General features: G+C 69.0%; 25 protein-coding genes and 1 pseudogene. 12 read left to right on the top strand and 14 right to left on the bottom strand.

What is annotated here, in order from left to right; all coding sequences use genetic code 11:
• The first annotated feature begins 9 nt into the window (after positions 1 to 9).
• Both UAJ10_RS24010 and UAJ10_RS24005 read left to right on the top strand, forming a co-directional pair.
• Positions 10 to 465 (top strand): VOC family protein, encoded by a 456-nt coding sequence (locus UAJ10_RS24010; RefSeq protein ID WP_322917776.1) that lies wholly within the window; start codon positions 10 to 12, stop codon positions 463 to 465.
• Positions 462 to 1,292: a class I SAM-dependent methyltransferase gene (locus tag UAJ10_RS24005; RefSeq protein ID WP_322917775.1), complete on the top strand. Its 831-nt coding sequence runs from the start codon at positions 462 to 464 to the stop codon at positions 1,290 to 1,292. The genes UAJ10_RS24010 and UAJ10_RS24005 overlap by 4 nt, the downstream gene beginning before the upstream one ends.
• Here the strand turns inward: UAJ10_RS24005 and UAJ10_RS24000 are convergent.
• Positions 1,289 to 2,206 carry a DMT family transporter gene (locus UAJ10_RS24000; protein WP_322917774.1) on the bottom strand — a complete coding sequence of 306 codons (918 nt, stop codon included), beginning with the start codon at positions 2,204 to 2,206 and terminating at the stop codon, positions 1,289 to 1,291. The two genes, UAJ10_RS24005 and UAJ10_RS24000, sit on opposite strands and share 4 nt — an antisense overlap.
• A 154-nt stretch (positions 2,207 to 2,360) precedes the next feature.
• On the opposite strand from UAJ10_RS24000, the gene UAJ10_RS23995 reads away from it, so the two are divergent.
• Complete coding sequence (locus tag UAJ10_RS23995) at positions 2,361 to 2,930, top strand: flavin reductase family protein (RefSeq protein WP_322917773.1); 570 nt, start codon at positions 2,361 to 2,363, stop codon at positions 2,928 to 2,930.
• 187 nt (positions 2,931 to 3,117) lie between these two features.
• Complete coding sequence (locus tag UAJ10_RS23990; protein WP_322917772.1) at positions 3,118 to 3,324, top strand: hypothetical protein; 207 nt, start codon at positions 3,118 to 3,120, stop codon at positions 3,322 to 3,324.
• Positions 3,325 to 3,359: 35 nt separating this feature from the next.
• On the opposite strand, the gene UAJ10_RS23985 is transcribed toward UAJ10_RS23990, so the two are convergent.
• The gene (locus tag UAJ10_RS23985; RefSeq protein ID WP_322919044.1) at positions 3,360 to 5,435 is read right to left on the bottom strand and encodes a TonB-dependent receptor plug domain-containing protein; all 2,076 of its coding nucleotides are present in this window, start codon (positions 5,433 to 5,435) and stop codon (positions 3,360 to 3,362) included.
• Positions 5,436 to 5,619: 184 nt separating this feature from the next.
• Between UAJ10_RS23985 and UAJ10_RS23980 the strand changes: the two genes are divergently transcribed.
• Together UAJ10_RS23980 and UAJ10_RS23975 are read left to right on the top strand one after the other, a co-directional pair.
• Positions 5,620 to 6,459 carry a ferritin-like domain-containing protein gene (locus UAJ10_RS23980; protein WP_322917771.1) on the top strand — a complete coding sequence of 280 codons (840 nt, stop codon included), beginning with the start codon at positions 5,620 to 5,622 and terminating at the stop codon, positions 6,457 to 6,459.
• Positions 6,460 to 6,644: 185 nt separating this feature from the next.
• Positions 6,645 to 8,480, top strand: coding sequence for a DUF885 domain-containing protein (locus UAJ10_RS23975; RefSeq protein WP_322917770.1), 1,836 nt, complete (start codon positions 6,645 to 6,647; stop codon positions 8,478 to 8,480).
• 256 nt (positions 8,481 to 8,736) lie between these two features.
• On the opposite strand, the gene UAJ10_RS23970 is transcribed toward UAJ10_RS23975, so the two are convergent.
• Together UAJ10_RS23970 and UAJ10_RS23965 are read right to left on the bottom strand one after the other, a co-directional pair.
• Positions 8,737 to 9,132, bottom strand: a complete 396-nt coding sequence (locus UAJ10_RS23970; protein WP_322917769.1) for a hypothetical protein — start codon at positions 9,130 to 9,132, stop codon at positions 8,737 to 8,739.
• 27 nt (positions 9,133 to 9,159) lie between these two features.
• Complete coding sequence (locus UAJ10_RS23965; protein WP_322917768.1) at positions 9,160 to 9,351, bottom strand: hypothetical protein; 192 nt, start codon at positions 9,349 to 9,351, stop codon at positions 9,160 to 9,162.
• Between the two features lie 135 nt (positions 9,352 to 9,486).
• On the opposite strand from UAJ10_RS23965, the gene UAJ10_RS23960 reads away from it, so the two are divergent.
• Positions 9,487 to 10,029: a GNAT family N-acetyltransferase gene (locus UAJ10_RS23960; protein WP_322917767.1), complete on the top strand. Its 543-nt coding sequence runs from the start codon at positions 9,487 to 9,489 to the stop codon at positions 10,027 to 10,029.
• On the opposite strand, the gene UAJ10_RS23955 is transcribed toward UAJ10_RS23960, so the two are convergent.
• Positions 10,026 to 10,685 (bottom strand): glutathione S-transferase family protein, encoded by a 660-nt coding sequence (locus UAJ10_RS23955; RefSeq protein WP_322917766.1) that lies wholly within the window; start codon positions 10,683 to 10,685, stop codon positions 10,026 to 10,028. The genes UAJ10_RS23960 and UAJ10_RS23955 overlap by 4 nt on opposite strands.
• Before the next feature lie 173 nt (positions 10,686 to 10,858).
• On the opposite strand from UAJ10_RS23955, the gene UAJ10_RS23950 reads away from it, so the two are divergent.
• Both UAJ10_RS23950 and UAJ10_RS23945 read left to right on the top strand, forming a co-directional pair.
• Entirely contained in the window at positions 10,859 to 11,788 is a 930-nt protein-coding gene (locus UAJ10_RS23950; RefSeq protein ID WP_322917765.1) for a LysR family transcriptional regulator, read from the top strand.
• A 121-nt stretch (positions 11,789 to 11,909) separates the two neighbouring features.
• A complete protein-coding gene (locus UAJ10_RS23945) occupies positions 11,910 to 12,512 on the top strand; it encodes a class I SAM-dependent methyltransferase (RefSeq protein WP_322917764.1) in 603 nt (200 codons plus the stop codon).
• A gap of 118 nt (positions 12,513 to 12,630) precedes the next feature.
• On the opposite strand, the pseudogene prfB reads toward UAJ10_RS23945, so the two are convergent.
• The 4 genes and pseudogenes from prfB to UAJ10_RS23925 form a co-directional block, all read right to left on the bottom strand.
• Positions 12,631 to 13,754, bottom strand: a pseudogene (gene prfB, locus UAJ10_RS23940) (peptide chain release factor 2).
• 191 nt (positions 13,755 to 13,945) lie between these two features.
• The gene (locus UAJ10_RS23935) at positions 13,946 to 15,442 is read right to left on the bottom strand and encodes a methyl-accepting chemotaxis protein (protein ID WP_322917763.1); all 1,497 of its coding nucleotides are present in this window, start codon (positions 15,440 to 15,442) and stop codon (positions 13,946 to 13,948) included.
• A gap of 300 nt (positions 15,443 to 15,742) precedes the next feature.
• Complete coding sequence (locus tag UAJ10_RS23930) at positions 15,743 to 16,396, bottom strand: OmpW/AlkL family protein (protein ID WP_004272966.1); 654 nt, start codon at positions 16,394 to 16,396, stop codon at positions 15,743 to 15,745.
• 115 nt (positions 16,397 to 16,511) lie between these two features.
• Positions 16,512 to 17,066, bottom strand: a complete 555-nt coding sequence (locus UAJ10_RS23925; protein ID WP_322917762.1) for an EVE domain-containing protein — start codon at positions 17,064 to 17,066, stop codon at positions 16,512 to 16,514.
• 148 nt (positions 17,067 to 17,214) lie between these two features.
• Here UAJ10_RS23925 and UAJ10_RS23920 point away from each other — a divergent pair, with 148 nt between their 5' ends.
• Positions 17,215 to 17,613, top strand: coding sequence for a hypothetical protein (locus UAJ10_RS23920; protein ID WP_322917761.1), 399 nt, complete (start codon positions 17,215 to 17,217; stop codon positions 17,611 to 17,613).
• A gap of 11 nt (positions 17,614 to 17,624) precedes the next feature.
• Here UAJ10_RS23920 and UAJ10_RS23915 read toward each other — a convergent pair whose 3' ends face one another.
• Together UAJ10_RS23915 and UAJ10_RS23910 are read right to left on the bottom strand one after the other, a co-directional pair.
• Positions 17,625 to 18,323 (bottom strand): helix-turn-helix transcriptional regulator, encoded by a 699-nt coding sequence (locus tag UAJ10_RS23915; protein WP_322917760.1) that lies wholly within the window; start codon positions 18,321 to 18,323, stop codon positions 17,625 to 17,627.
• Between the two features lie 59 nt (positions 18,324 to 18,382).
• Entirely contained in the window at positions 18,383 to 18,856 is a 474-nt protein-coding gene (locus tag UAJ10_RS23910; RefSeq protein ID WP_322917759.1) for an OsmC family protein, read from the bottom strand.
• Positions 18,857 to 19,003: 147 nt separating this feature from the next.
• Here UAJ10_RS23910 and UAJ10_RS23905 point away from each other — a divergent pair, with 147 nt between their 5' ends.
• Together UAJ10_RS23905 and UAJ10_RS23900 are read left to right on the top strand one after the other, a co-directional pair.
• Positions 19,004 to 20,437 (top strand): sigma-54-dependent transcriptional regulator, encoded by a 1,434-nt coding sequence (locus UAJ10_RS23905; protein WP_322917758.1) that lies wholly within the window; start codon positions 19,004 to 19,006, stop codon positions 20,435 to 20,437.
• Positions 20,427 to 21,806, top strand: coding sequence for a sensor histidine kinase (locus UAJ10_RS23900; protein WP_322917757.1), 1,380 nt, complete (start codon positions 20,427 to 20,429; stop codon positions 21,804 to 21,806). The genes UAJ10_RS23905 and UAJ10_RS23900 overlap by 11 nt, the downstream gene beginning before the upstream one ends.
• Here UAJ10_RS23900 and UAJ10_RS23895 read toward each other — a convergent pair.
• The 3 genes from UAJ10_RS23895 to UAJ10_RS23885 are packed head-to-tail and all read right to left on the bottom strand — an operon-like array spanning position 21,790 to position 24,128.
• Positions 21,790 to 23,064, bottom strand: coding sequence for an MFS transporter (locus UAJ10_RS23895; RefSeq protein WP_322917756.1), 1,275 nt, complete (start codon positions 23,062 to 23,064; stop codon positions 21,790 to 21,792). The two genes, UAJ10_RS23900 and UAJ10_RS23895, sit on opposite strands and share 17 nt — an antisense overlap.
• Positions 23,061 to 23,621, bottom strand: a complete 561-nt coding sequence (locus UAJ10_RS23890) for an isochorismatase family protein (protein WP_322917755.1) — start codon at positions 23,619 to 23,621, stop codon at positions 23,061 to 23,063. The genes UAJ10_RS23895 and UAJ10_RS23890 overlap by 4 nt, the downstream gene beginning before the upstream one ends.
• A 42-nt stretch (positions 23,622 to 23,663) precedes the next feature.
• Positions 23,664 to 24,128, bottom strand: a complete 465-nt coding sequence (locus UAJ10_RS23885) for a MarR family winged helix-turn-helix transcriptional regulator (protein ID WP_322917754.1) — start codon at positions 24,126 to 24,128, stop codon at positions 23,664 to 23,666.
• Positions 24,129 to 24,179 lie beyond the last annotated feature (51 nt).

Raw genomic sequence — 24,179 nt, 5'->3', positions numbered from 1 at the left:
AGGCTGGTGATGGCGACCCATGATTGCAGCGGCATCGTTCCCGCCCTTTATTACCAGGACGCGACCGCGGCCCTGGACTTCCTTGAGGCCGCCTTCGGCTTTACGGTGGAGGTGCGCGTCACCGATACCGACGGCCAGGTGCAGCACGCCCAGATGGCCCTGGGCGAGGGGCGCATCCGCCTGGGCCCACCGGGGTGGGACGACTGGGTGAAAAGCCCATCGCAAGTGAGGGGCGCCAATACCCAGAGCGTCCATGTGGCGGTGGCCGACGCCAGCGCCCATTGCGCGCGGGCCCGGGCCGCTGGCGCCATCATCGTGGCGGAGCCGGCCGAGCAGTTCTATGGCGATTTCACCTACCGCGCCCGCGATCCGGAAGGCCACGTCTGGACCTTTTTCCAGCCCATGCGCGACGTGCCCATCGCGGAGATGGAGGCCGCCAGCGGCCTGAAGATCACCGCGCGATGAGCCCTGACAACCCGCGGCCCAAACTTCCCCCCGGCCTGACCGGCGTGCCGGAAACCATGCTGTGGACCCTGCACAACCGCGCGGCGGAGGCCATGCGGCCCAACGCCCGTTTCCATGACCCGGAGGCGGTGCGCATCTACCAGGCCCTGGCCTATGACTATGAGCGCCACTTCGGCCGGGCCGACGGGTCGCACGCCATGCGCGCCGCCGCCATCGATGCCATCCTGCGCCGATGGCTGGACCGGCATCCGGAGGGTACCATCGTCTCGCTGGGGGAAGGGCTGGAGACGCAGCGCCACCGCGTGGACAATGGCCGCCTGAGCTGGCTGACGGTGGATTTGCCGGAGGGCATCGCCCTGCGCGACCATTTCCTGCCGCCCGGCCCGCGTGTGCGCCACCTGGCGGCCGACGCGCGCGACCCGGCCTGGATGGACGCCGTGACGGGCGACGGCCCCGTGCACATCGTGGCCCAGGGCCTGTTCATGTATCTGCCCGAGGCCGACGTGCGCCAGCTGGTGGCCACCCTGGCGCGGCGCTTCCCCGGCGGGCAGCTGGTGTTCGACACCGTGCCCACCTGGCTGTCGCGCCTGACCCTGCGCGGCCTGCACCGCACGCCGCACTATCGCATCCCGCCCATGCCCTGGGGCATCGACGCCGACGCCGTGCCCGGCACCCTGCGCGCCTGGTCGCCCCAGGTGGCGGCGGTGGAGACGCTGGACTATCGCATGCCGCGCGGCCTGCCCCGCCTTATGGACACGCTGTTCCGCCTGACCCCCGCCCTGCGCCACAAGCTGCCCGGCCTGGCGCGGGTGGAGTTCAAAGGCTAGCGGGCGGTCGCGGGGGCCGCCTCCACACCCTGCTTGCGCCAAGTCTTGGGGCCCAGCACCAGCAGGTTGCCCGCCACCGCCAGCGCCAGGCCGATGAAGGCCGCCGGCGACCAGTGATACCCCTCGAACACGGTGGAGATGACCAGCGCCAGGATGGGGATCATCACGGCGACGTAGCCGGCGCGGTCCGCCCCGATGCGACCGATCAGGGAGAAGTAGGCCAGGAAGGCGATGACCGAGCCGAACAGGGCCAGATAGCCCAGGGACACGGTGTAGCTGAGATTGGTCGGAAAGCTGAAGACGGCGCCCCGGGCCAGGGCCACGCCCACCATCAGGACGGCGCCGAAGGCCATGCTCCACGCCGTGGCGGGCAGCAGGGGCACGCCCAGCTTGGCGCCGCGCTGCACGCAGATGCTGCCCAGCGACGCGCTGACGTTGCTGAGCATGACCAGGGCCAGGCCCACCGCCGCCTTGCCCGTCAGGCCGTCCACCTGCAACTCGGGCAGGAACAGCAGCACCACGCCGGTCATGCCGATCAGGCCACCCAGCAGCACCAGGGGGCGGACGGGCTGACGCAGGAAGACGCGGGCGTTCAGCACGTTCATGAGGCTGAGGGCCGAACCCGCCACCGCCACCAGGCCGGACGGCAGCCGCTCCGTCGCCAGATACACCAGCAGGTAGTTGGTGGAGAAGGTGAAGGCGCCGACCAGGGCGACCTGCCGCCAGGCGTGCCGGGGTAGAATGATCCTCTGCCGCCGCGCCAGCAGCCAGCCCATGAGCAGCACGGCGGCCAGGCCGAAGCGATAGGCCACCGACACCGCCGGATCCACGGCGCCCAGCTGGAACTCGATCACATACCAGGTCGATCCCCAGATGAGGACGGCGGTCAGGTACAGGCCCAGGATGGGGGACATGGCGGCAACCCAATGAACGGCGGGGCGCCGGCCACCGCCGGCGCGGGCGGCAACGTTAGAGCGAGGCCCGCCGCCGGCCAATCCGTTTCTTGTGCCGGTGACATTTTTGAGGGTACCTCTGGACCCCTCCCCCGTCTCAACGAAGGCCGCGCCCGTGGACGCCCCCATCCAGCCCGTCGACTTGTCCAAAGCCTACCGCCTGCTGAACCACGGCCCCACCGTGCTGGTGTCGGCCCACCATGGCGGGACGGACAACGTCATGGCCGCCGCCTGGGCCTGCCCGCTGGATTTCAGCCCGCCCAAGGTCACCGTCGTGCTGGACAAGGCCACGGCCACCCGCGCGCTGGTGGAGGGCAGCGGCGCCTTCGCCCTGCAGGTGCCGACGAGGGCCCAAGCGCACCTGACCCGCGGCGTGGGCGGCGAAAGCCTGGCCGACGTGCCGGACAAGCTGGCCCGCCACGGGGTGGAACTGTTCCGCTTGGAGCGGCACATCCCGCCGCTGGTCGCCGGCTGCGCCGCCTGGCTGTCCTGCCGCGTCATCCCCGAGCCGCACAATCAGAAGACCTACGACCTGTTCATCGGCGAGGTGGTGGCCGCCTGGGCCGACGCCCGCGTCTTCAAGGATGGGCACTGGATGTACGAGGCGGCCGACCCCGCCTGGCGCAGCCTGCACCATGTGGCCGGCGGCCATTTCTACACCATCGGCGATCCCGTCGGCGGCTGAGGCCTGCGTCCCGGCGATGGCTTAGCCATTCGCCCGTGCAAAAAATTCAAAGACGCAGCCCCAGTCGTTAGCAACCTGTTCATCTTCCCGGGCGTAAAAATAACGTCATGAGCCGTAACGCGATGCTTCCCGCCACAATCCTTCCACAATAAAGGACCATGGTGGCGGAAGTTTAGGAGTAGGGATCATGACCGCCGTGTTCAATAAAGATCGCCTGGTCACTTTAAGCCTGTGGGTGGTGCTGCTGAGCATCGCCTGGTCCCTGCCGGTGATCAGCTACATGCGTTCGGAACACGAACGCGCCCTGGTGAAGGCCGGCCACTACTACAAGCCCGCCTTCCCGGCCGAGTTCTACGTCAGCCAGCAGCCTTCCAGCGCCGCCACCCCGCGCTGAGTATTCCCGTTCGTCCCGTTTGTCCTTCAAATCGCCTACCAGTCAACACGTACCCCGCCGGATATGATCCGCCCCGGGGCGATCGCCACCAGGCCATCGATGCGGCGTCCTGACTCCACCGTGCGGTCGAACAGGTTCTCCGCCGTGGCGAAAACCGCCAGATAATCCCGTATCCGCCAGGTGCCCGACAGGTCCACCGTGACCGTGGGCGCCAGCGAGCGGGTGTTCAGCCCATCCTCATACTGCTGGCCGCTGGCCTTCACCCGCAGGGCGGTGGTGAAAGCCGACGTCGGCGTCCAGGTCAGGTCCGCCGTGCCGGTGTGCAGCGGGCTTTGCGCCAGCCGCTTGCCCACCAGGGCGGGTAAGCCGTCGGCGCGCAACACGGTCGACCGGCTCCACAAATAGCCCAGGCCCGCATCCAGCGTGGGATCCAGGGCCCAGGTGGCCCGCATCTCCACCCCTTCTGCCCGAACCCGGTCCAGGTTGCGGCGCTGGGCGAAGGTTCCTCCCACCGGCACCACCACGCCGAAGCCCGGCACCGTGCCCGGGCGGTCGGTGACCAGCACATTGTCCACGGCATCGGTCACGCCGTCGTGATAGGCGGTCAGGCTGACGGTCGGCCCCAGGGACGGCGCCCAGGTCACCCCGGCCTCCGCCCCCACCATGCGCTCGGGCTTCAGCCGGGCGTTGGCCTCGATGATGTCGTTGCCCACGCGATAGGGACGGTAGAGTTCATTGATGGTCGGCAGGCGGAAGCCGGTGTAGGCGGCCGCGCGCAGGGTCCAATCCGAAGCGGGCCGCCAGTCGGCGCCCAGCCGCGCCGTGGGCAAGGCGCCGCCCCGGTCGTCATAGTGATCGTTGCGGGTCAGGGCCCCGGTCTGGCCCCCTGTCTGAACCAAGGATCGTTCCACCCGATGGCCGTCGCCCGTCGTCCAGCCATCCAGGCGCACGCCGCCATGCAGGTCGATCGTCTCCCTCAGCGGCCACGTCTGCTCGGCATAGACCCCACCCACCATCTGGTCGCCGCCGGCGTCACGGTCGCGCTGGAACACGCCGGCCACCGGCTGGAAACGTTCATGCGTCGCCCCCTCGGCCCAGCGCAGGTCGGCGCCCAGCACGGTGCGGCGCCCCCCGCCCTCCTCCACCGTGGTGGACAGCGAACCGCCGGCGGCCGTGGCCGGCACGCGGTACTGGTCCAGGGCCGGCGTTTCCGCCGTGCGGCTGGCGTTGACGGAGGAGAACATGTTCTTGAAGACATAGCGGCGCAGATACAGCGTGCCGTGCCAGGGCAGGCCCAGGGGGCCATCGGCGTCGCTGAGGCGCAGGCTGCCCTCCAGTGCGTCGGTGCCGTTCTCCTGCAGGGGCGTGCCGTTGCCGCGATGCTCATGGAAGGCGGAGAGGGTGCCGGCCAGCGCCAGGGGCCCGGCGTCCCCTCGCGCCTTCACATCCACCCAGGCGTCATCCCAACCGGCCTGTGTGTCGATGGGGCCGCGCTGGTCGGACCGCACCAAATAACTGCCGTCGCTGCGGCTGGCGTGCGCCAGGACCGAGACGCCGCCGGCGGTGGCGCCGGCCGTTCCCTCCGCCAGGCCATTGCTGCCGGCGCGAACCTCGCCCCCCTCCAGCGGCCTGGTGGTGATGCGGATGACGCCGTCCAGGGCCTGGTTGCCCCAAGGTCCGGCGCCGCTGCCCTCCGTCACCGCCACGCTGGCGACGGCGGCGGTGGGCAGGCGGCTCCAGTACACCCAGCCGCCGAAGGGGTCGTTGACCGGGATGTCGTCCACCAGCACCAGGGTGCGTCCGGCGCCGTTGGGCCCCAAGGCGCGCAGCGATATGCCTTGCGCGGTGGGGTGGGCGCTGGTGCTGCCGGTGCGGCGGAACAGGGAAAAGCCGGGGACGCCGCGCAGCGCCTCATCCAGCCGCCGCTCCGGTGCCGCGTCCAACCAGGCGCCGTCCAGCTGCAGGGTGCCATAGATGCGCTCGGTGGCGGCGTCGGGCGGCACGCGGCCGGTGACGATGATGGTGGGCAGCTGGTCCGCCTCCGCCCAAGCCGGGGGCGCCCCAGCCACGGCCGTCCAAGCCACCGCCGCCCATGCCACGGCCGGCCCCATCGCCAGCACCGATCCCCTCAAAGCGCGCTTTGACAGCGCGCCCTTAGGCCGCCCCATGATCCGTCCCCGCTTGACTTCCCCCCGCCGGATGGCGTCCAAAAACGCCATGGCACCCTACCATGTTCCTGATAGCACCCCGGGCGATACTTTAGAACCATTCCAGGATGGTTCGGCCGATCAACCGTTGCCGCCCAGCCTCGCGGCGGCGGCCGTCGGGGTGCTGACCACGGCCGCGCCCTTGGAAAAGGTGCGGCTGACCCGGACCTATGCCGCCGCCTGGCGTGCCGGCCTGCTGCCCGACCTGCCCGGCCCCGTCCCGCCGGACCGGCCGGCGCGGCCCCAGCGGCCGGAACTGAAGCTGCCCCGCGACATGCCCAAACGGCGCAAGGCCGGCAGCGTGGCGGGGCGCGTGGCCCTGCTGCATGCGCTGGCCCATATCGAGCTGAACGCCATCGACCTGGCCTGGGATATCGTCGCCCGCTTCACCACCTTCCCCGACGGCACGCCCGCCCCCAGCGCCTTCAAGGACGATTGGGTGACGGTGGCGGATGAGGAGGCCAAGCACCACGCCCTGCTGGCCCGGCGCCTGGCCACGCTGGGCGCGGCGTACGGCGACCTGCCGGCGCACGACGGGCTGTGGCAGGCCAGCGAGGTCACGGCCCACGACCTGGCCGCCCGCCTGGCCCTGGTGCCCATGGTGCTGGAGGCGCGCGGCCTGGACGTGACGCCCATGATGATCGCCAACCTGAAGAGGGTGGGGGACGAGGACAGCGCCGCCGTGCTGCAAATCATCCATGACGAGGAGATCGGCCACGTCGCCGCCGGCCGCCGCTGGTTCGGCGTCATCGCCGCCGCGGCCGGCGACGATCCGGCGGAACACTGGCGCGCCCTGGTGCGCCACTACTTCAAGGGCGACATCAAGCGCCCCTTCAACGACGCCAGCCGCCTCAAGGCCAACTTCCCGCCGGATTGGTACGAGCCGCTGGCGCCGGTGGAGACCATCCTGGGCGGGGTGGTGGGGTAGGACGGTTAGGCCCGTCAGCCCCTTTACCGTTCAGTCACAAACTGTCCTTGGGCGGCGCCCATCGCCCTTGCTACCATCCGCGCCAATCCCGGCGCCCGTCCGCGGCGCCCGCCTTTCCATAGCTGCCCCGCAGCTTCCACCACGGTGCCCAAACGCCCATGACCGCCTCCCCCTCCCGTGAGACCATGACCCGACGTACCCTGCTGCGCCGCGGCCTGATGGCCGGTACCGCCCTGGTGGCCCTGACGGCCCTCCCCGAGCTGATCGCCCAGCCCGCCGTGGCGGCGGAGCCGTCGGAGACGGAGAAGGCGCTGAACGCCTTCTTCGAGGATTGCTGGAACGAGGACCTGGCCCGCGACCCGCAGCAGCGCACCGTGCTGGGCCTGCCGGGCCCGCACGACAAGTGGACCATTCCGGACGACGCCCACCTGCTGGAAAACTTCCACTTGGCCGAACAGCGGCTGAAGACCCTGAAGGGCTTCAAGGGGACGGAGCTGTCGCCCGGCGCGCTGATCAGCAAGCAGCTGTTCGAGAATGAGCTGCAGCAGACCATCACCCAGTATCCCTGGCGCAACCACAGCTATGTGATCAGCCAGCTGACCGGGCCGCACACCGACATCGCCAGCTTCCTGATCACCTACCACGCCGTGGGCAGCGCGCAGGACGCGGAGGACTACGTGGCCCGCCTGGTGGGCATCGCCCCGCTGATGGACGCCTACCTGGCGCGCATCGCCAAGCAGGCGGACATGGGCGTCCTGCCGCCGGCCTTCGCCTTCAAATCCATCCTGGAGGCGGCGCGCAACGTCATCACCGGCAAGCCCTTCGGCGCCAACGCGACGGAAAGCAGCCCGCTGCTGGCCGACTTCGCGGAGAAGGTGACGGCCCTGAAGCTGGCCGACGCCGAACAGGCCCGCCTGATCGCCGCCGCGGAAAAGGCCCTGACCGACCAGGTCCAGGCCTCGTTCCAGAAGCTGATCAGCACCGTGTCGGCGCTGGAGACCAAGGCCACGGCCAGCAACGGCGTATGGGCCCTGCCCGATGGCGAACGCTTTTACCGTTCGCAAGTGCAGTTGATGACCACCCTGCCCCTGGACCCGGCGGCCGTGCACGCCCAGGGCCTGAAGGAGGTGGCGGCGCTGCAGGACGAGATGCGCGCCATCATGGTCAAGGTGGGTTTCAAGGGGGAGCTGCGCGCCTTTTTCGACTACCTGCGCACCGACAAGCGCTTCTTCGACCCGGCCACACCGGAAGGCCGCGCCACCCTGCTGAAGCGCGCCACCGACATCATCGACAAGATGCGGTCGGACCTGGACCGGTTCTTCCTGACCAAGCCCAAGGCCCCCATCGTGGTCAAGGCGGTGGAACCCTTCCGCGAGAAGGCCACGGCCAGCGCCTTCTATGAGCCGGCGTCGCCGGACGGATCGCGGCCCGGCGTGTTCTACACCAACCTGTACGACATGTCGGTCAACCCCATCCCCATGCTGGAAAGCCTGGCCTATCACGAGGGCATCCCCGGCCATCACATGCAGATCGCCATCGCGCAGGAGATGGCCAACCTGCCCACCTTCCGCCGCTTCATCTGGAACAGCGCCTATGGCGAGGGCTGGGCCCTGTACGCCGAGCGCTTCCCCAAGGAGTACGGCTATTATCAGGACCCCTACTCGGACGCCGGCCGCATCGCCTCGGAGCTGTTCCGCGCCGCCCGCCTGGTGCTGGACACCGGCATCCACCTGAAGCGGTGGACGCGGGAACAGGCCATCGCCTACATGAACGACAACACGGCCAACCCCGAGCACGACAACATCACCGAGATCGAGCGCTACTTCGTCTGGCCGGGCCAGGCGCTGGCCTACAAGATCGGCATGAACAAGATCCTGGAACTGCGCGAAGCCGCCAAGGCCAAGCTGGGCGCCAAGTTCGACATCCGCGCCTTTCACGACACGGTGCTGACCTCCGGATCGGTCAACCTGCCGGTGCTGGAGGCGCTGGTGCAGGACTGGGTGAAGCGCACTGCGGCTTGATATCGGTTTCAGGCGCGGGGGTTTGGGACGGCCATGCCAACCGGCCAGCCGTCCCGGTTCTATCGGGTATGCGTTATATTATCACACAAACCCATGGTCCGCCGCGCCGGGTCGGCGCACGGTGCCGCGTATCAGGCATAAGGGCAGCCCAACCAAACGTGGCGCCCAATCCGACGAGAGCTTTGGCAGTTCACGGCATGCGTGGGGGCGGCATCCCGATCCGGGGCCGCCCCTTCGTGTTTTTCACCCTCGCCGCCTACAGGCAGGGGTTGAAGACCGGCGGCCGGGGCACCGACAGCGCCGCCGCCAATTCCGCCCGCAGCTTATCCAGCGACGCGGACCGCAGACCGCCCAGCATGCGTTGGGCGTCACCACCAGCGCATATCTTGGCCTGGGCCTCCTGACCCCGCAGGGCCGCGTCGTCCCGCTGCTTTTTCAGCCGCGTCTCCTCCGTCGCCCTCAACGCGTCTTTGGTGATGGGGGTCAAGCTGTTGGCAACCACGAAGTCATCGATCTGGTCCAGGCCCTCATCCATGAAGCGACGCAGGGCGTCATCCCCATCCTGGCGACAGAGGTCCAGCCCCTCACGCAGGCCGATATAGAGTTCCCGCAGGCACATCACGGCCCCGTGGCCGCTGCGGTCTTCTATCATCGTCTGCACCTTACCGCTGCGATCATGCTATTGGCGGGCGACGACGCCGCCGGCATAGGTGATTTCCCGCGTCTCGTTTCCCTTGGCGTCCCGATCCAAGCGCACGGTGGCATCGGCGGGAACCGGGACATTTCCCCAATCATTGGGCGACATCATCTGCGCCCGTGCGATAGTCGACAGGCCGACAGCCAACGATATGATCAACACCAGGGTGCGCACGGCTTCCCCTCCACCATAAGACGAAAGACATCTTCGCCTGCGCCCGATTTGTGTCGGTAAAATGGTGCCCGGGCCAACTCCGCCGCGTCATTTTGTACCGTCCACCACCCGGAGGTCCGACCCAGGATGGATGCCATGCCTGAGATCCCGACACTCAAGACCGCGCGCTTGCTGCTGCGCCCCTGGTTGCCGGCCGACCGCGATGCCTTCGCCGTCCTGGCCGACGATCCCCGGGTGATGGAATTCCTCACCCCCCTGGACCGCGCCGGCAGCGACGCCTTGGTCGACCGCGTGCAGGCGCACTTCGCCCGGCAGGGCTTCGGTTATTGGGCGGTGGAGGTGCCGGGGGAGGCACCCTTCATCGGCTTCGTCGGGTTGGGCGCCGTGGGGTTCGAGGCCGCCTTCACCCCGGCGGTGGAGATCGCCTGGCGGCTGGCCAGCGCGCAATGGGGTCGGGGCTACGCCACCGAGGCGGCGCGGGCGGTGATGGATGCGGCCTTCACCCGCTTTGGCCTGCCGCAGGTGGTGGCCCTGACCGTGGCGGCCAACCGCCGGTCCCGCGCCGTCATGGAACGGTTGGGCATGACCCACGACCCGGCGGAGGATTTCGACCACCCGCGACTGGCCGAGGGCCATCCCCTGCGTCGGCACGTGCTATACCGCAAGCGCCGTCCTTAAGCGGCCGGCTTGGGGGACGCCAAGGGGGACGCCGGCATAGCCTGGAAGGCCGGCAGCGCCTCCACCCGGCGCAGCCAGGCGTTCAAATGCTCGTACCCGTCCAGGGAAATGCCGCCTTCCGGCGCATGGGCGACATAGGAATAGCAGGCGAGATCGGCGATGGTGGGGTGCGCCATCGCGGCGCCCGCCTCATCGGCCAGCCAGCGGCGATCAGCCAGATGCTGGTCCATGAAGGGCAGCAGGCGGGCGGAAATCTCGCGCGCCAGCGGCAGGTGACCCTGCAGGTTCCACAGCACCACCATGCGCGCCGACGCGGGGCCGTGCCGAACCTCGCCCGCCGCGACGGACAGCCAGCGCTGCACCCGCGCCGCCGCCGCCGGTTCCTCCGGCAGCCAGGTGCCGCCCTGGTCATAGCGCTTGGCCAGGTAAAGCAGGCTGGCGTTGCTGTCCGGCACCACCACGTCACCGTCCACCAGCACGGGGATCTGCCCCAGCGGGTTCAGCGCGCGGAATTCCGCCGTGGCGCGGACGGCGGCACCGGCTTCGACGAATTCATGCGGCAGGCCCAGCATGCGCAGCAGCAGCTGCACCCGATGGACATGGCCTGACAAGGGCGTGCCATAGATGACAAGCGGCGCGGCGGAATGGGCGGGCATCGGAATCTCCTGCATGGGATGGTTGGCCTGCGCAGGCCGGTTGGATTGACCGCTGACTTAATCCTTGCCCATTTCGTTCGATAGGTGGCATCTGTGAAAGGCACTCTTGCGCCTGATGGAACGATGTCGCTCCTGGATGGCGCCCCTGTAAATCGCCCCAATGGATCCCCCCTGTGGACCGCCTCGATGAGCTGAGCCTGTTCCTGGCCATCCTGGAAACCGGCAGCTTGGCCGCCGCCGGCCGGCGGCTGCGCCGCTCCGCCCCCGCCGTCACCCGGACGCTGGCGGCGCTGGAGGCGCGGGTGGGCACCCGGCTGGTGGAGCGGACCACCCGCCAGCTGGCCCCCACCGAGGCCGGGCGCCGCCTCGCCGAAACCGCCCGCCGCGTGCTGGCCGACTATGACGAGGCCATGCGCGAGGGCAACGAGGCGGCGCCGCGCGGCCTGCTGCGCGTCACCGCCCCACTGGTCTTCGGCCGCCGGCACGTGACCCCGGTGGTCACCAGCTTCCTGGCCGCCTACCCCCTGGTGCGGGTGGAATTGCTGCTGTCCGACCGGCAGCTGGACCTGATCGAGGATGGGCTGGACGTGGCCCTGCGCATCGGTGACCTGCCGGACAGCGGCTTGGTGGCACGGCGGGTGGGCCAGGTGCGCCAGGTGACGGTGGCCGCCCCCGGCTATCTGGCACACCGGGGAACGCCCCAGCGGCCCGAGGATTTGGGCACCCATGACACCATCGTCTCCACCCCCCTGGTCCACGCCCCGCAAGCGGGCCCGGCCGAGTGGCGCTTCCTGGCCCCGGGAGGCGATAGGGGACGGGAGCGCACGGTACCCCTGTCCCCCCGCCTGATGGTCAACGAGGTGGAAGCGAAGCTGGAAGCCGTTCGCGCTGGCCATGGCATCGGCCAGGCGCTGTCCTACCAAGTGGTGGACGATCTGGCTGCCGGCCGCCTGGTGCGCCTTCTGACGGCGTTCGAGCGCCCGCCCCTGCCCGTGCATCTGGTGGTGCCCAGCACGGTCCACCTGGCCGCCAAGGCCCGCGCCTTCCTGGACCACGCCGCCCCGCTGCTGAAGGCCCTGGACGTGCTGCGCGAACCGGCGTGAAGCGCTCCGGCCGGCCGTCCGCGCCCGCCCGCCAGCGACAAAGACCCTGGACGCGTCGCCGGGACGGGCGTAAGCGGCATCCGTCCGCCCGTGGACGGCGGACGCCAAGGGAGGGACTGGTATGGATCAGCGGACGCTCGCCGCGTACGACACCGCCGCCACAGCTTACGCGGAAGACTGGCATGGCCAGCCGCCGCCGTCGGACCTGCACGAACTGATCCGCCGGCACTTCGCGCCCGGCGAGCCCACGGTCGATATCGGCTGCGGCAGCGGGCGGGAGGTGGCGTGGCTGGTGGAGAACGGCTTTCCGGCGGTGGGGTTTGACGCGTCGGAAGGGTTGCTGGCGCAGGCGCGGGCCCGATACCCGGGGCTGGATTTCCGCGCCGCCAGCCTGCCCGACCTGGCCGGCCTGCCCGACCACGGCTACGCCAACGTGCTGTGCGAAACGGTGATCATGCACCTGGACGCCGGCCTGGTCGCGCCCGCCGTCCGCCGCTTGGCCAGCTTGGTGCGTCCCGGCGGCACCCTGTATCTCAGCTGGCGAGTGACCCGGGGCGCCGATGCGCGCGACGGCGCCGGGCGCCTCTATGCCGCCTTCGATAGCCGCCTGGTGCTGGACGCGCTGGCCCTGACCTCGCGGACCGGCGCCGCCCTGCTGCTGGACGAGGAAGCCACCAGCGCCTCGTCGGGCAAGACCATCCACCGCCTGGTCGCGCGGTTCTGAAAATGAGGAGGGCCGGCGTATCGCTCCGCCGGCCCTTTCATTACGCACTCAAAACAATCCTGGCGGGCAGAGGCTTACGCCTCCGCCTCATCGAACCCTGTCCTTGGCGGGCGGAGGCTTACGCCTCCGCCTCATCGCCTTGGCCCTTGATGCGGTGGGCCAGGGCGGCCTGCAGGAACTCGTCGATGTCGCCATCCAGAACGGCTCCGCTCTGGCTGGTTTCCACCCCGGTGCGCAGGTCCTTCACCATCTGGTAGGGCTGCAGGACGTAGGAGCGGATTCTGGTGGCCCCAGCCGATCTCCGTCTTCTGCGCCTCCAGGTTGGCGGCGGCCTCCTCACGCTTGCGCAGCTCCATCTCATAGATGCGGGCGCGCAGCATGTCCCAGGCCTTGGACCGGTTCTTGTGCTGGCTGCGCTCCTGCTGGCAGGCGACCACGATGCCCGTGGGCATATGGGTCAGGCGCACGGCCGAGTCCGTCTTGTTCACGTGCTGGCCGCCGGCGCCCGAGGCGCGGTAGGTGTCCACCCGCACGTCCTTCTCGTTGATCTCCACCACGATCTTGTCATCGATGACAGGGGTGACGGAGACACTGGAGAAACTGGTGTGGCGGCGCGCCTGGCTGTCGAAGGGGCTGATGCGCACCAGGCGGTGCACGCCCAATTCCGTCTTCAGCCAGCCATAGGCGTTGTGCCCCTTGATCTGGATGGTGGAGGACTTGATGCCCGCCTCTTCACCGTTGGTCTCGTCCAGCAGTTCCACCTTGAACTTATGCTGTTCGGCCCAGCGGGTGTACATGCGCAGCAGCATCAGCGCCCAATCCTGGGCCTCGGTGCCGCCGGCGCCGGCGTTCACTTCCAGATAACAGTCGTTGGCGTCGGCCTCGCCCGACAGCAGGCTTTCCAGCTCCAGGGCCGCCGCGCGCTTCTGCAGGGCGACCAGGCCCTGCTCGGCGTCGGTGATGATCTCCTGGTCGCCTTCCAGCTCCCCCATCTCGATCAGCTCGATGCCGTCGTTCAGGTCGCGCTCCAGGGCGCGATAGCCTTCGATGGCGGTCTCAAGCTGGGTCTTTTCCCGCATGATCTTCTGCGCACGGTCGGAATCGTCCCACAGCTTGGGGTCTTCCGACAGGGCGTTCAGTTCGTCGTAGCGGCGGAGGGCATTCTCCCAGTCAAAGATGCCTCCTTAGCAGCGTCAAGGACTGTCGCACAGCCTCGACGACCGCCTCGATCTCGGCCCGCATCGCGGTCCTCCTCGTCTCGGGTCATGAAATGGTCTTGTAACGGACCGCTTAGATAACCGCTTGAGGGCCCGATTAGAACCCTGCATTTCGATGGGGGGCGTTGCGGGATCGCCCCCGATCCCGACGCGGACAAAAAAGGGCGCCCCCCGATGGGACGCCCTTCAAGTTCCGGGTCAACACGGTGGGGGTCGTCAGCCGACCATGGCCAGCGAGGCCTCGTTGATCCGGCGGGTCAAGGCGTTGGCGCCGTTGGTGGCGTCGGCGATCTTGGTCAGGCTTTCGCTGATGCTGGACACGCCGTCGGCGGCGGTCTGCATGTTGCACGAGATGTCTCGGGCCACCGCGTTCTGTTCCTCCACCGCCGCCGCCATGGCGCCGGAGATGGCGCTGATGCGGTTGATGATGCCGCCGATGCCCTGGATGGCGCTGGCCGATTCCGTGGTGGCCAACTGCACCGTGCTGATCTGCTCGGCGATCTCGCCCGTGGCCTTGGCCGTCTGGTTGGCCAGGGCCTTGACCTCGGAAGCGACGACGGCGAAGCCCTTGCCGGCCTCACCCGCCCGGGCCGCCTCGATGGTGGCGTTCAGCGCCAGCAGGTTGGTCTGGCTGGCGATGTCGCTGATCAGCTTCACCACCTCGCCGATGCGCTGGGCGGCGCTCAACAGGCCGGAGACGGAGGCGTTGGTCCGGTTCGTCTGATGCACGGCGTCCTCGGAAATCTTGGAGGCTTCCGCCATCTGACGGCTGATTTCCTCGATCGAGGCCACCAGCTCGGTGGCGCCGCCAGCGATGGCCTGCACGTTGCCAGAGGCGATCATGGCGGCATTGGAGGCGTGGCTGACCTGCTCGTCGGTCACGGTCATGGCGCCCGCCAGGCCGGTCAGGTCCTGGGAGATCACCTTCTGCGTGGCGGCGCGGCGGTCGCGCGCCTCGACCTGCTCGGTGATGTCGGTGGCGAACTTCACCACCTTGTAGGGCTTGCCGCTGATGTCGAAGATGGGGTTGTAGGTCGCCTGGATCCACACGGGCCGGCCGCCCTTGCCCAGGCGCTTGTATTCGGCCGACTGGAACTCACCCCGGCCCAGCGCCGCCCAGAAGCGCCTGTACTCGTCGCTGGCCTTGTAGGCCGGGTCCACGAACATGCTGTGGTGGTGGCCCTGGATCTCCGCCAGGCCGTAGCCCAGGGCGTTCAGGAAATTCTCGTTGGCCGTCAGGATGGTGCCGTCCATCTTGAACTCGATGACGGCCTGGCTTTTGTGGATGGCCTTCAACTGGCCGCACAGGTCGTCGTTCCGCGACCGGCGCTCGGTGATGTCGGTCGCCAGCTTGATGACCTTCACCGGCTTGCCGGTGACGCCGAACACCGGGGTGTAGGTCGCCTGCAGCCAGACCTCCCGGCCGCCCTTGGCCAGGCGCTTGTACTCGGCGGACTGGAAATCACCGCGGGCCAGGCTGGCCCAGAAGTTCCGATACTCGTCGCTGTTCCTGTGGGTCGCGTCCACGAACATGCTGTGATGCCGGCCCTGGATCTCCGCCAGGGTGTAGCCCATGGTCTTCTGGAAGTTCTCGTTGGCCGTCAGGATGGTGCCATCGAGTTTAAACTCAATGATCGCCTGAGAGCGGTTGACGCCTTCCAGAATGGACTTCAGATCAGAGCCCGCACCCGGTGAAAACAGCCCGTTCATCATGATCGACCCCGATCTTCTCTTTATTGCACATGGCCGAGATTTCCCGACCGGACATACAGAAATTAGGGCCGTATCCTTAAGTTTCCCTTAAATGCACGATACTACAAATGCGCCACTTAATATTGAAAAATCAATCACTTAACCCGTCGTTCACATGCCATTCATTACTAACCAGAAGGATTGGTTCACCTTACAATTGAACTCGTTTTACTGCTAACGATCCCCGTCAAAAACGGCTGGGCCGCCCCACGCCTGGTGGGACGGCCCAGCCTTTCAACAATCGATGGGGGGCTGCGCGCGTCAGAAGCGGTAGCCGACGCCGAAGCCGACCAGCCAGGGATTGATGTCAACGTCCGCCTTGATGGGCGTGCCCAGGCCGGCGTTCACCGTGGCCGTGGTGTTGAGCATCAGCTTCTTCAGGTCCAGGTTCAGGGACCAATGGTCGTCCAGCTTGTAATCGACGCCGGCCTGGAAGGCGTAGCCGAAGGTATTGTCGTACTTCAGGCCCAGGGCGTCGCCCTTGTCGACACCGTAGAACAACGTGTAGTTCACACCGACGCCGATGTAGGGGCTGATCTTCTCATGCGGCATGAAGTGATACTGGAAGGTCAGCGTCGGCGGCAGCAGCCAGACATTGCCCAGGTCCACCTTGCCCAGCGGCGTGCCCGACGCCTTCACATTGTGCGGCGTGGTGCCGGCGATCAGTTCCGCGGCGATGCTGTCGGTGAAGAAGTAGCTGAAGTCCACTTCCGGCACGATGGCCGTGCTGATGTCGGTATGGCCGGGAATGCCGGCGCCGCCCAGCGACAGGGAACTGCCGACGTCCGGCGCCACCACAAGCGCGCGACCGCGGATCAGAAAATCACCAGCGTCGGAGGCATGAGCCGCCGGGGCCATACCGTAAATCCCGGCCAAGAGCGCAGCGGCGGCCACCGTGACGGACAAGAACTTCATCACTTACCCCTCCTTGAACAGTGTGGCCGGCGAATGTTCCACCGCCTTGACGCCGCACTTGTTTTTCAATGAGGGGATTTTTATTGGAGATCGGGCCGCCTATCCCTGACCTGTATCAATCGGCATCTTCCAGGCACGCAATACGGACCGGCGGAAAGGCCATGACTGGGTCGTCGCCTTCCTCACCCGCCAGGGCGGCCGCGATGGCGTCCAGGTCGGCGCCGTCCAGCCGCGTCAGCCCCACGGGCAGGCTGAACCCCCAGCCCATGGCCGCCAGCGCCCCGTCCAGCACGGCGGCCAGCGGCACCGGCCGCGACGGCAGATAGGCCACCGGCAGGCAGGCCCACCCCCGGCCGGCCGCGTCCTGCTCCACATATAGCCCACCCTGCAGGACGTGACCCACCGCCAGGAAACAGGATCCGCCCACGGCGTCGGGGGCGAAGCAAGCCACACGCTCCCCCACCGCCACGCGGCGCAGCACGCCGTCGTGGCGCACCGGCAGGCGCATGTCGCCGGCCGCCCGGCCCCGCCCGATGGCCCCAACAGAGGCCACCCACACCCAGCCGGGGGTGCCGGTGGCCAGAGGGGCGGTGGCCAGAGGGGCGGCGGCCAAGGGAACAGAGGTGAAAAGCGGCAGGCCACGGGAGGCGGAGGCTGTTTCAGGGGTCATGGCGGCGCTCCATCGACGGGTGGGCCTGCATCCTAGGGTCGCCCCCTGACAGATCCTGTCAGCAGCATCGCCCCCTCGCCAAACAATGTGGCAGGCGGTAGGGTCCGTGCTTTCCGCGCACCCGCTCGACACGCGCCCAGGGGACCGCATGCTTTTCCGGACTCTATTGCTGGCCGGCCTGGCCGCCGGCGCCGCCATCCCCGCCTGGGGGCCCGCCACGGCCCATGACTGCCAGCCCTACCAGCCGGAGCCCGTGACCCTGACGGGGGAGATCACCCTGCGACACGGCACCCGCAACGGCGCCAGGGGCGTCACCAACGAGGACTATTACGTGCTGACCTTGCCGCAGATGATCTGCGTGGCGGGCGGCACGGCGGAAACGGATGAGGACGTGGAGTCCATCGACACCCTTCAGCTGAAGCTGCCCACGGGCGCCAAGCCCCCGCTGGGCCGCCGGGTGGCCGTGACCGGCACCCTGTTCCACCGCCTGGCCGACGGCCATACCGACGTGCTGCTGACCTACGACAGCGCCAGGCCAGCGCCGTAAGGGACGCCGGCCTACGTCTCCTCCGCCTCCGCCGCGTCCATCTCCGCCTTCCAATCCGCCAGCAGGGCGTGGCGGCGGCGGGGATAGCGGTCGGCCTCCACCGTCACCTCGACGATGCGGTCGGTGCGGAAGTGGCGGAAGGCCTGCCGCGTCTCGCACCAGGCGGCCACCATGCGGATGCGCTCCAGGAAGGCCAGGGCGAAGGGCCAGATGGTGCGGTCGCTGGCCCGACCCTGCCCGTCGGTGTAGGCGATGCGCAGCTTGCGCTCCGTCCGGATGGCGCGGCGGATTTCCGTCAGGTCGCGCGGCTCCGCCACGCTGGGCCTCAGCGACACCGGCATCAGGCCGCTATCCTCCGCCAGGGCCTTCAGGTCGGCGGGCAGCACGGCCATGATCTTGGCCGTGGCGTTCTGCGCCGCCAGGCCCAGGGGCCCGTCGCCCCGCTGCGCCACCCAGCGCAGGCCCAGCACCAGCGCCTCGATCTCGTCGTCCCCGAACATCAGGGGCGGCAGCATGAAGCCCGGGCGCAGCACATAGCCCAGGCCGGCCTCCCCCTCCACCGGCACGCCCTGAGCCGCCAGGGTGGCAATGTCGCGATAGACGGTGCGGATGGACACGTCCAGTTCCGCCGCCAGGTCGGCGGCCGTCACCGGCCGGCGATGGCGGCGCAGGGCCTGGATGAGGTCGAGCAGGCGGGCGGAACGGGACAAGGCGGCGGGTCCGAAGGGTCGGGATCGAGGATCGGGGTTCCTGGCAGGATAGCCCGCCCTCAGGCCGTCCGCACCACCCCGTCCGTCACCACCGGGAAATTGACGGAGTTGGCGATGAAGCAGAAATGGTGCGCCTTGTCGTGAAGCGACTGGGCCAGCGCCGGGTCGCCCCCGGCGGCGATGGTCACCGTGGGGCGCAGGGTCACGCGGATGAAGTGCCCGTTGCCGTCCGCCGTCTCCACCATCGTGCCCTCCGCCTGGTCCTGATAGGCGGTGACGACCAGCCCGGCCTCGGCCGCCAGATGCAGGTACCACAGCTTGTGGCAGGTGGAGAGGGAGGCGACCAGCATCTCCTCCGGATTGTAGCGGGTGGCGTCGCCCAGGAAGGCGGGGTCGGAGGAACCGGGGATGACCGGCTTGCCCGCCGCCTGGATCTCATGGTCGCGGGTGTAGGCGCGGTAGTTGGCCGTGCCCTGGCCCTTGTTGCCGGTCCAGGTGACGGTGACGCGGTAGGTGTGTTGCTTGCCGGCCATGATGTCGCTCCCTTTTGGCGATGATGGTTGCCGGCATTGGAGGGGAGCCATTCCCATGGCGCCAGAGGGAACCACCGCAGAACGGACATGCGCTCTGACCCTGGGCGGTGTACGATTTCGGACAGTATTGTGGGGGACTTCGCACCGATGACACAGAAAAGCGGCCGCATCCTGATGGTGGACGACGACCAGGACATCCTGGTGGCCGCCCGCCTGCTGCTGAAACGGGAAGGCATCCTGGTCCATACCGAGAGCCAGCCGGACCGCATTCCCCAGCTGTTGAAGGATGAGGTGTTCGACGCCGTCCTGCTGGACATGAACTTCGCCATCGGCGCCAACACGGGGCGCGAAGGCTTCCAGTGGCTGAAACGCGTGCTGGAGATCGACCCCACCCTGTCCGTCATCCTGATGACCGCCTATGGCGACGTGGGCACGGCGGTGGAGGCGATGAAGCAGGGCGCCTGCGACTTCGTGCTGAAGCCCTGGTCGAACGAGCGGCTGGTGGCGACGCTCATGAGCGCCATGACCCTGACGGCCTCCCGGCGTGAGGCGGCGCAGCTGGGCGCCCGCAACAAGGAACTGGCGGCCGCCCTGGACCAGCCGGGGCAAACCCTGATCGGCAGCAGCCCGGCCATGGCGCGCGTGCTGACCCTGGTGGACCGCGCCGCCCCCACCGACGCCAACGTCCTGATCCTGGGGGAGAACGGCACGGGCAAGGAGGTCATCGCCCGGGAAATCCACCGCCGGTCCCGGCGCGCGGACCAGGTGTTCGTGGCGGTGGACCTGGGCGCCATCGCCGAGAATCTGTTCGAGAGCGAGCTGTTCGGCCACAAGAAGGGCGCCTTCACCGACGCCAAGGAGGACCGCGTCGGCCGGCTGGTGGCGGCCAACGGCGGCACCCTGTTCCTGGATGAGATCGGCAACCTGCCCCTGTACCAGCAGAGCAAGCTGCTGTCGGTGCTGGAGCAGCGCGTGGTCATCCCCGTGGGCGGCAACCGGCCCATCCCCATCGACGTGCGCCTGATCTCCGCCACCAACATGCCGGTGGAACAGCTGGAAAGCCCGGACACCTTTCGCCAGGACCTGCTGTACCGCATCAACACGGTGGAGCTGCGCCTGCCCCCCTTGCGCGACCGGGCGGACGACATCCCGGCCCTGGTCACGCATTTCATGAGCCTGTATGCCCGCAAGTACGCCATCCCGCCGCGCCGCCTGTCCGACGACGCGCTGGCGCGGCTGAAGGCCTACCACTGGCCGGGCAACGTCCGCGCCCTGCGCCACGCGGTGGAGCGCGCCATGATCCTGGGCGCCGGCGACGTCTTGGAGGCGGAGGACTTCTCCCTGCCCTCCGCGCCCGGCGGCGCCCCCCGGCCGGCCGCAGCGCCCCCGCCCCCGGCGGTGGGCGACAACGGCCTGACCCCCAACGCCTTGACCTTGGGCACGCTGGATTTGGAAACGGTGGAGGCCCAGGTGATCCGGCGGGCGCTGGACAAGCACCAGGGCAACATCAGCCACGCCGCCAATGAGCTGGGCATCACCCGCACCTCCCTCTACCGCCGGATGGAGAAGCATGGTCTTTAAGTCGTCGTTCAGCACGGCGCTGACCCTGCGGGTGACCCTGCTGTGCCTCAGCTGCGTGGCCCTGGGCCTGCTGCTGCAGGCCACCGACTACCACGCCACCGAGGCGCTGGTGCTGTTCCTGATCGCCTTCCAGATCGGCGGCGTGGTGCGGGTGGTGAACACCACCAACCGCGAGCTGGCGCGCTTCCTGAACGCGCTCAGCCATTCCGACTTCACCCAGAGCTTCAGCTATCGCGCCATGGGGCCCAGCTTCCAGGAGCTGGGGCAGGCCTTCGCCGGGGTGTTCGACAAGTTCCGCGACGCCCGCGCCGATGCCGAGCGCAAGGCCGATTACCTGAACGTGCTGGTGGAGCATGTGCCCGTGGCCCTGGCCGAGGTGCACCCCGACGGCCGCGTCAACCTGCTGAACAACGTGGCCCGCCGCCTGATCGGCCATGACGACCTGAACCGACGCCTGGTGGACGGCGGCACCCTGGATTCGGCGCTCCGCGTGCTGGAACCGGGGCAGAGCGCCCTGCTGAAGGTGGCGGGCGGCATCACGCCCCTGCACCTGACGGTGCGTGCCACCCAGCTGACCCTGGCGGACGGGCCGCGCCTGCTGATCAGCCTGCAGAACATCGGCGGGGAGCTGGAGGCGACGGAGGTCAAGGCCTGGTCGGACCTGGTGCGGGTGCTGACGCACGAGATGATGAACTCGCTGACGCCCGTCTCGTCCCTGGCCGGCACGGCGCAGTCGCTGCTGGCCGACCTGCGCACCCAGCTGGAGACCATCCCCGGCCTGCCCCCCGCCGTGCTGTTGGACGCGGCCGACGCGGGCGAGGCCATGGACACCGTCACCCGCCGCGCCGGCGGCCTGCTGCGCTTCGTCGAGCGCTACCGCCGCTTCACCCAGATGCCCCGGCCGAAGGTGGAGCGGCTGAAGGTGCGTGAGCTGTTCGGCCGGGTGGAACGGCTGATGGGCCCGGCGATGGCGGAGCACGGCGTGGCGCTGGAGGTGGTGGTGCTGCCGCCCTCGCTGGAGATCAGCGCCGACCCCGACCTGATCGACCAGGTGCTGATCAACCTGGTGAAGAACGCGGTGGAGGCGCTGGATGAGGCGAAGGCCAGCGGCACGGCGGCCCGCCCACCCGCCATCACCCTGGCGGGCCACCTGGACGTGACCGGCCATCTAAACCTGCTGGTGCGCGACAACGGCCCCGGCATCCCGCCCGACGTGGCCGACAAGATCTTCGTGCCCTTCTACACCACCAAGCGTGAGGGCAGCGGCATCGGCCTGCCGCTCGCCCGCCAGATCATGCTGGCCCACGGCGGCACCATCGCCGCGTCCCCGGTGGAGGGTGGGGGCACGGTGTTCACGCTGAGGTTTTGATCTCGCGCCAAAGCCGCCAGCCGGTGTGCTTGACCAGATAACGCACCCCCACCAGTGCCGCCAGGAAGCCCGAGGCGGCGCCCAAGCCCAGGGACCAGCGGGGCCCGGCCACGTCGGCCACCCAGCCGACGATGGGGGCGCCCAGGGGCGTGCCGCCCACGGCGATGGCCAGCAGCAGCGCCACCACCCGGCCGCGCATGGCGCTGTCGGTCGATAGCTGCACCAGGCTGTTGGTGGAGGTGGTGAAGGTCTGTGCCGCCACGCCGATGACGACCAGCAGGATGCCGAACGCCCAGGTGGTGGGCATGACCGCCGCCAGGGCGCATCCCGCGCCGAACAGCAGCGCGGCACCCGCCAGCAGGGGCAGGGTGGGCGTGGCGCGCCGGGCCGCCAGCAGGGCGCCCGCGACGGAGCCGATGGCCATGGTGGAGCTGAGCACCCCGTACTCCCCCGCCCCGGCCTGGAAGGCGTGCACCGCCATGGTGGAGATGAAGATGGGGAAGTTCAGGCCGAAGGTGCCGATGAGGAACAGCATCAGCAGGACGGCCCGTAAATCCGGCCGGCCCCAGACATAGCGGAAGCCGCCGATGAAGCTGCCCCGGCTGCGCACCGCCCGCGTGCGGGGATGGAAGTCCGCCGCCCGCAGCAGGCACAACGATCCGATGACGGCGACGAAGGAGGCGGCGTTGATCAGGAACACCCAGCCCGTGCCCACCGCCGCGATCAGCACGCCGGCCACCGCCGGCCCGATCATGCGCGCGGCGTTGAAGGAGGTGGAGTTGAGCGCCACGGCGTTGGCCAGGTCAGCCTCCCCCACCAGCTCGCCGATGAAGGTCTGGCGGGCGGGCGCGTCGAAGGCCGCCACGCAGCCCAGCAGGAAGGCGAAGACATAGACGTGCCACAGCTGCACCAGGCCCAGCACGGTCAGGAGGCCCAGGCCCAGCGCCAGTAGGCCGGAGGCGAGCTGGGTGAGGAACACCAGGCGCCGCCGGTCGAAATAATCGGCGGCGAAGCCGCTGAAGGGCAGCATCAGGGCCAGGGGGCCGAACTGCAGGCCCATGACGATGCCGACGGCGGAGGCGCCGTTGACATGCGCCAGTTCCGTCAGCACCAGCCAGTCCTGCGCCGTGCGCTGCATCCAGGTGCCGACGTTGGACACGATGGCGCCCAGGAACCACAGGCGGAAATTGCGGTTGGCCAGGGAACGGAAGGTGCCGGTGGCGGCGGCGGGGGCGGGGGAAGCGGCGGGCGCCGTCATGAGGTCCCATCCAGCAGGGCCAGGATCTCGGCCGTGGTGCCGGTTTCGCCCAGACGGGGAAAGACGCGCGTGACGCTATGGTCATGGGTTTCGGCGTCGCGGTCGGCCATGGCGTCGACCGCCAGCGTGACGTTGTAGCCCAGCGCATGCGCCTCGCGCGCCGTGGATTCCACGCCGGCGCTGGTGGAGACGCCGGCCACCACCACCTGGGTCACGCCCCGGCCCTTGAGGTAGGCGTCCAGGTCGGTATGGGGAAAGGCGCCCCAGGTGCGTTTCACCACGCGGTGGTCACCCGGCTGGGCATCCAGTTCCGGGACCAGCTCGGCCCAGTCCGGCGGCAAGTCGCGGGGAACGCGCCCCTGCTCCGTCCGCCCCGGCGCGCCGCCGGCCACGGTCACCAGCACCACCGGCAAGCCCCGCCGGCGGAAAGCCGCGGCCAGCGCGGCGGCGTTCCCAAGGACCCCGTCAAGGGGCGGCAGTCCCGGCATGGCCAGCAGGCCTTTCTGCAGATCGATGACGATCAGGGCCGTGCGGGCATCCAGGGTGGTGACGGCCATGGCCGGTCTCCTAAGGTTTGGGGCTACTAAAGCTTGGGACGATCAGTCGGCGACCAGGCGTCTCAAAAGGTCGACCGCGCGCGCCAGTTCCATCCGCTCCGTCGCCGACAGGCGGGCGCGCATGGCGCGGAACAGCCAGTCCTCATGCAGGGCGCGGCCCGCCCGCACCCGCTCGCGGCAGGCGGGAGTCAGGTCCCACAAGGTCTGGCGGCCGTCAGCGGGATCGGGGCTGCCCATCACCAGGCCCGCCGCCTCCAGCGCCGCGACGGTGGCGCCTAGGGATTGAGAGCGCACACCCTCCGCCTTGGCCAGGGCCGTGACCGTGGCCGGCCCGCCGTCCAGCCGCCGCAGCACGGCGATTTGCGAGGGCGTCAGGTCGCCGACGTTGGCCTGCTCACGCAGCTTGCGCCGCAGCTGGCCCATGACCACGCGCAACTCCACCGCCGTCGCCATGACGGCCGAGGCATCAGGATCGCCCACGTCGGGCCTGTCCAAGGGATCGCTCATATCCCGGTTATAGCAGATACGAAGGAAAACTGTGAAGCTTTCCTTCGTATC

Origin of the sequence: Nitrospirillum guaranorum (genome assembly GCF_034653275.1) — a bacterium.
Taxonomy (GTDB): Bacteria; Pseudomonadota; Alphaproteobacteria; order Azospirillales; family Azospirillaceae; genus Nitrospirillum.
The sequence above is the reverse complement of the archived record's forward strand: the minus strand, read 5'-3'. Positions and strand labels throughout refer to the sequence as shown.

Bases quoted from the DNA above. Each gene is read 5' to 3' on its own strand.
- UAJ10_RS24005 (WP_322917775.1), top strand. From the start codon at position 462: ATGAGCCCTGACAACCCGCGGCCCAAACTTCCCCCCGGCCTGACCGGC.
- UAJ10_RS24010 (WP_322917776.1), top strand. From the start codon at position 10: ATGGCGACCCATGATTGCAGCGGCATCGTTCCCGCCCTTTATTACCAG.
- UAJ10_RS23970 (WP_322917769.1), bottom strand. From the start codon at position 9,132: ATGATAGAAGACCGCAGCGGCCACGGGGCCGTGATGTGCCTGCGGGAA.
- UAJ10_RS23920 (WP_322917761.1), top strand. From the start codon at position 17,215: ATGCTTTTCCGGACTCTATTGCTGGCCGGCCTGGCCGCCGGCGCCGCC.
- UAJ10_RS23960 (WP_322917767.1), top strand. From the start codon at position 9,487: ATGCCTGAGATCCCGACACTCAAGACCGCGCGCTTGCTGCTGCGCCCC.
- UAJ10_RS23975 (WP_322917770.1), top strand. From the start codon at position 6,645: ATGACCCGACGTACCCTGCTGCGCCGCGGCCTGATGGCCGGTACCGCC.
- UAJ10_RS23945 (WP_322917764.1), top strand. From the start codon at position 11,910: ATGGATCAGCGGACGCTCGCCGCGTACGACACCGCCGCCACAGCTTAC.
- UAJ10_RS23895 (WP_322917756.1), bottom strand. From the start codon at position 23,064: ATGACGGCGCCCGCCGCTTCCCCCGCCCCCGCCGCCGCCACCGGCACC.
- UAJ10_RS23930 (WP_004272966.1), bottom strand. From the start codon at position 16,396: ATGAAGTTCTTGTCCGTCACGGTGGCCGCCGCTGCGCTCTTGGCCGGG.
- UAJ10_RS23900 (WP_322917757.1), top strand. From the start codon at position 20,427: ATGGTCTTTAAGTCGTCGTTCAGCACGGCGCTGACCCTGCGGGTGACC.
- UAJ10_RS23935 (WP_322917763.1), bottom strand. From the start codon at position 15,442: ATGATGAACGGGCTGTTTTCACCGGGTGCGGGCTCTGATCTGAAGTCC.
- UAJ10_RS23885 (WP_322917754.1), bottom strand. From the start codon at position 24,128: ATGAGCGATCCCTTGGACAGGCCCGACGTGGGCGATCCTGATGCCTCG.
- UAJ10_RS23955 (WP_322917766.1), bottom strand. From the start codon at position 10,685: ATGCCCGCCCATTCCGCCGCGCCGCTTGTCATCTATGGCACGCCCTTG.
- UAJ10_RS23990 (WP_322917772.1), top strand. From the start codon at position 3,118: ATGACCGCCGTGTTCAATAAAGATCGCCTGGTCACTTTAAGCCTGTGG.
- UAJ10_RS23925 (WP_322917762.1), bottom strand. From the start codon at position 17,066: ATGACCCCTGAAACAGCCTCCGCCTCCCGTGGCCTGCCGCTTTTCACC.
- UAJ10_RS23910 (WP_322917759.1), bottom strand. From the start codon at position 18,856: ATGGCCGGCAAGCAACACACCTACCGCGTCACCGTCACCTGGACCGGC.
- UAJ10_RS24000 (WP_322917774.1), bottom strand. From the start codon at position 2,206: ATGTCCCCCATCCTGGGCCTGTACCTGACCGCCGTCCTCATCTGGGGA.
- UAJ10_RS23905 (WP_322917758.1), top strand. From the start codon at position 19,004: ATGACACAGAAAAGCGGCCGCATCCTGATGGTGGACGACGACCAGGAC.
- UAJ10_RS23890 (WP_322917755.1), bottom strand. From the start codon at position 23,621: ATGGCCGTCACCACCCTGGATGCCCGCACGGCCCTGATCGTCATCGAT.
- UAJ10_RS23985 (WP_322919044.1), bottom strand. From the start codon at position 5,435: ATGGGGCCGGCCGTGGCATGGGCGGCGGTGGCTTGGACGGCCGTGGCT.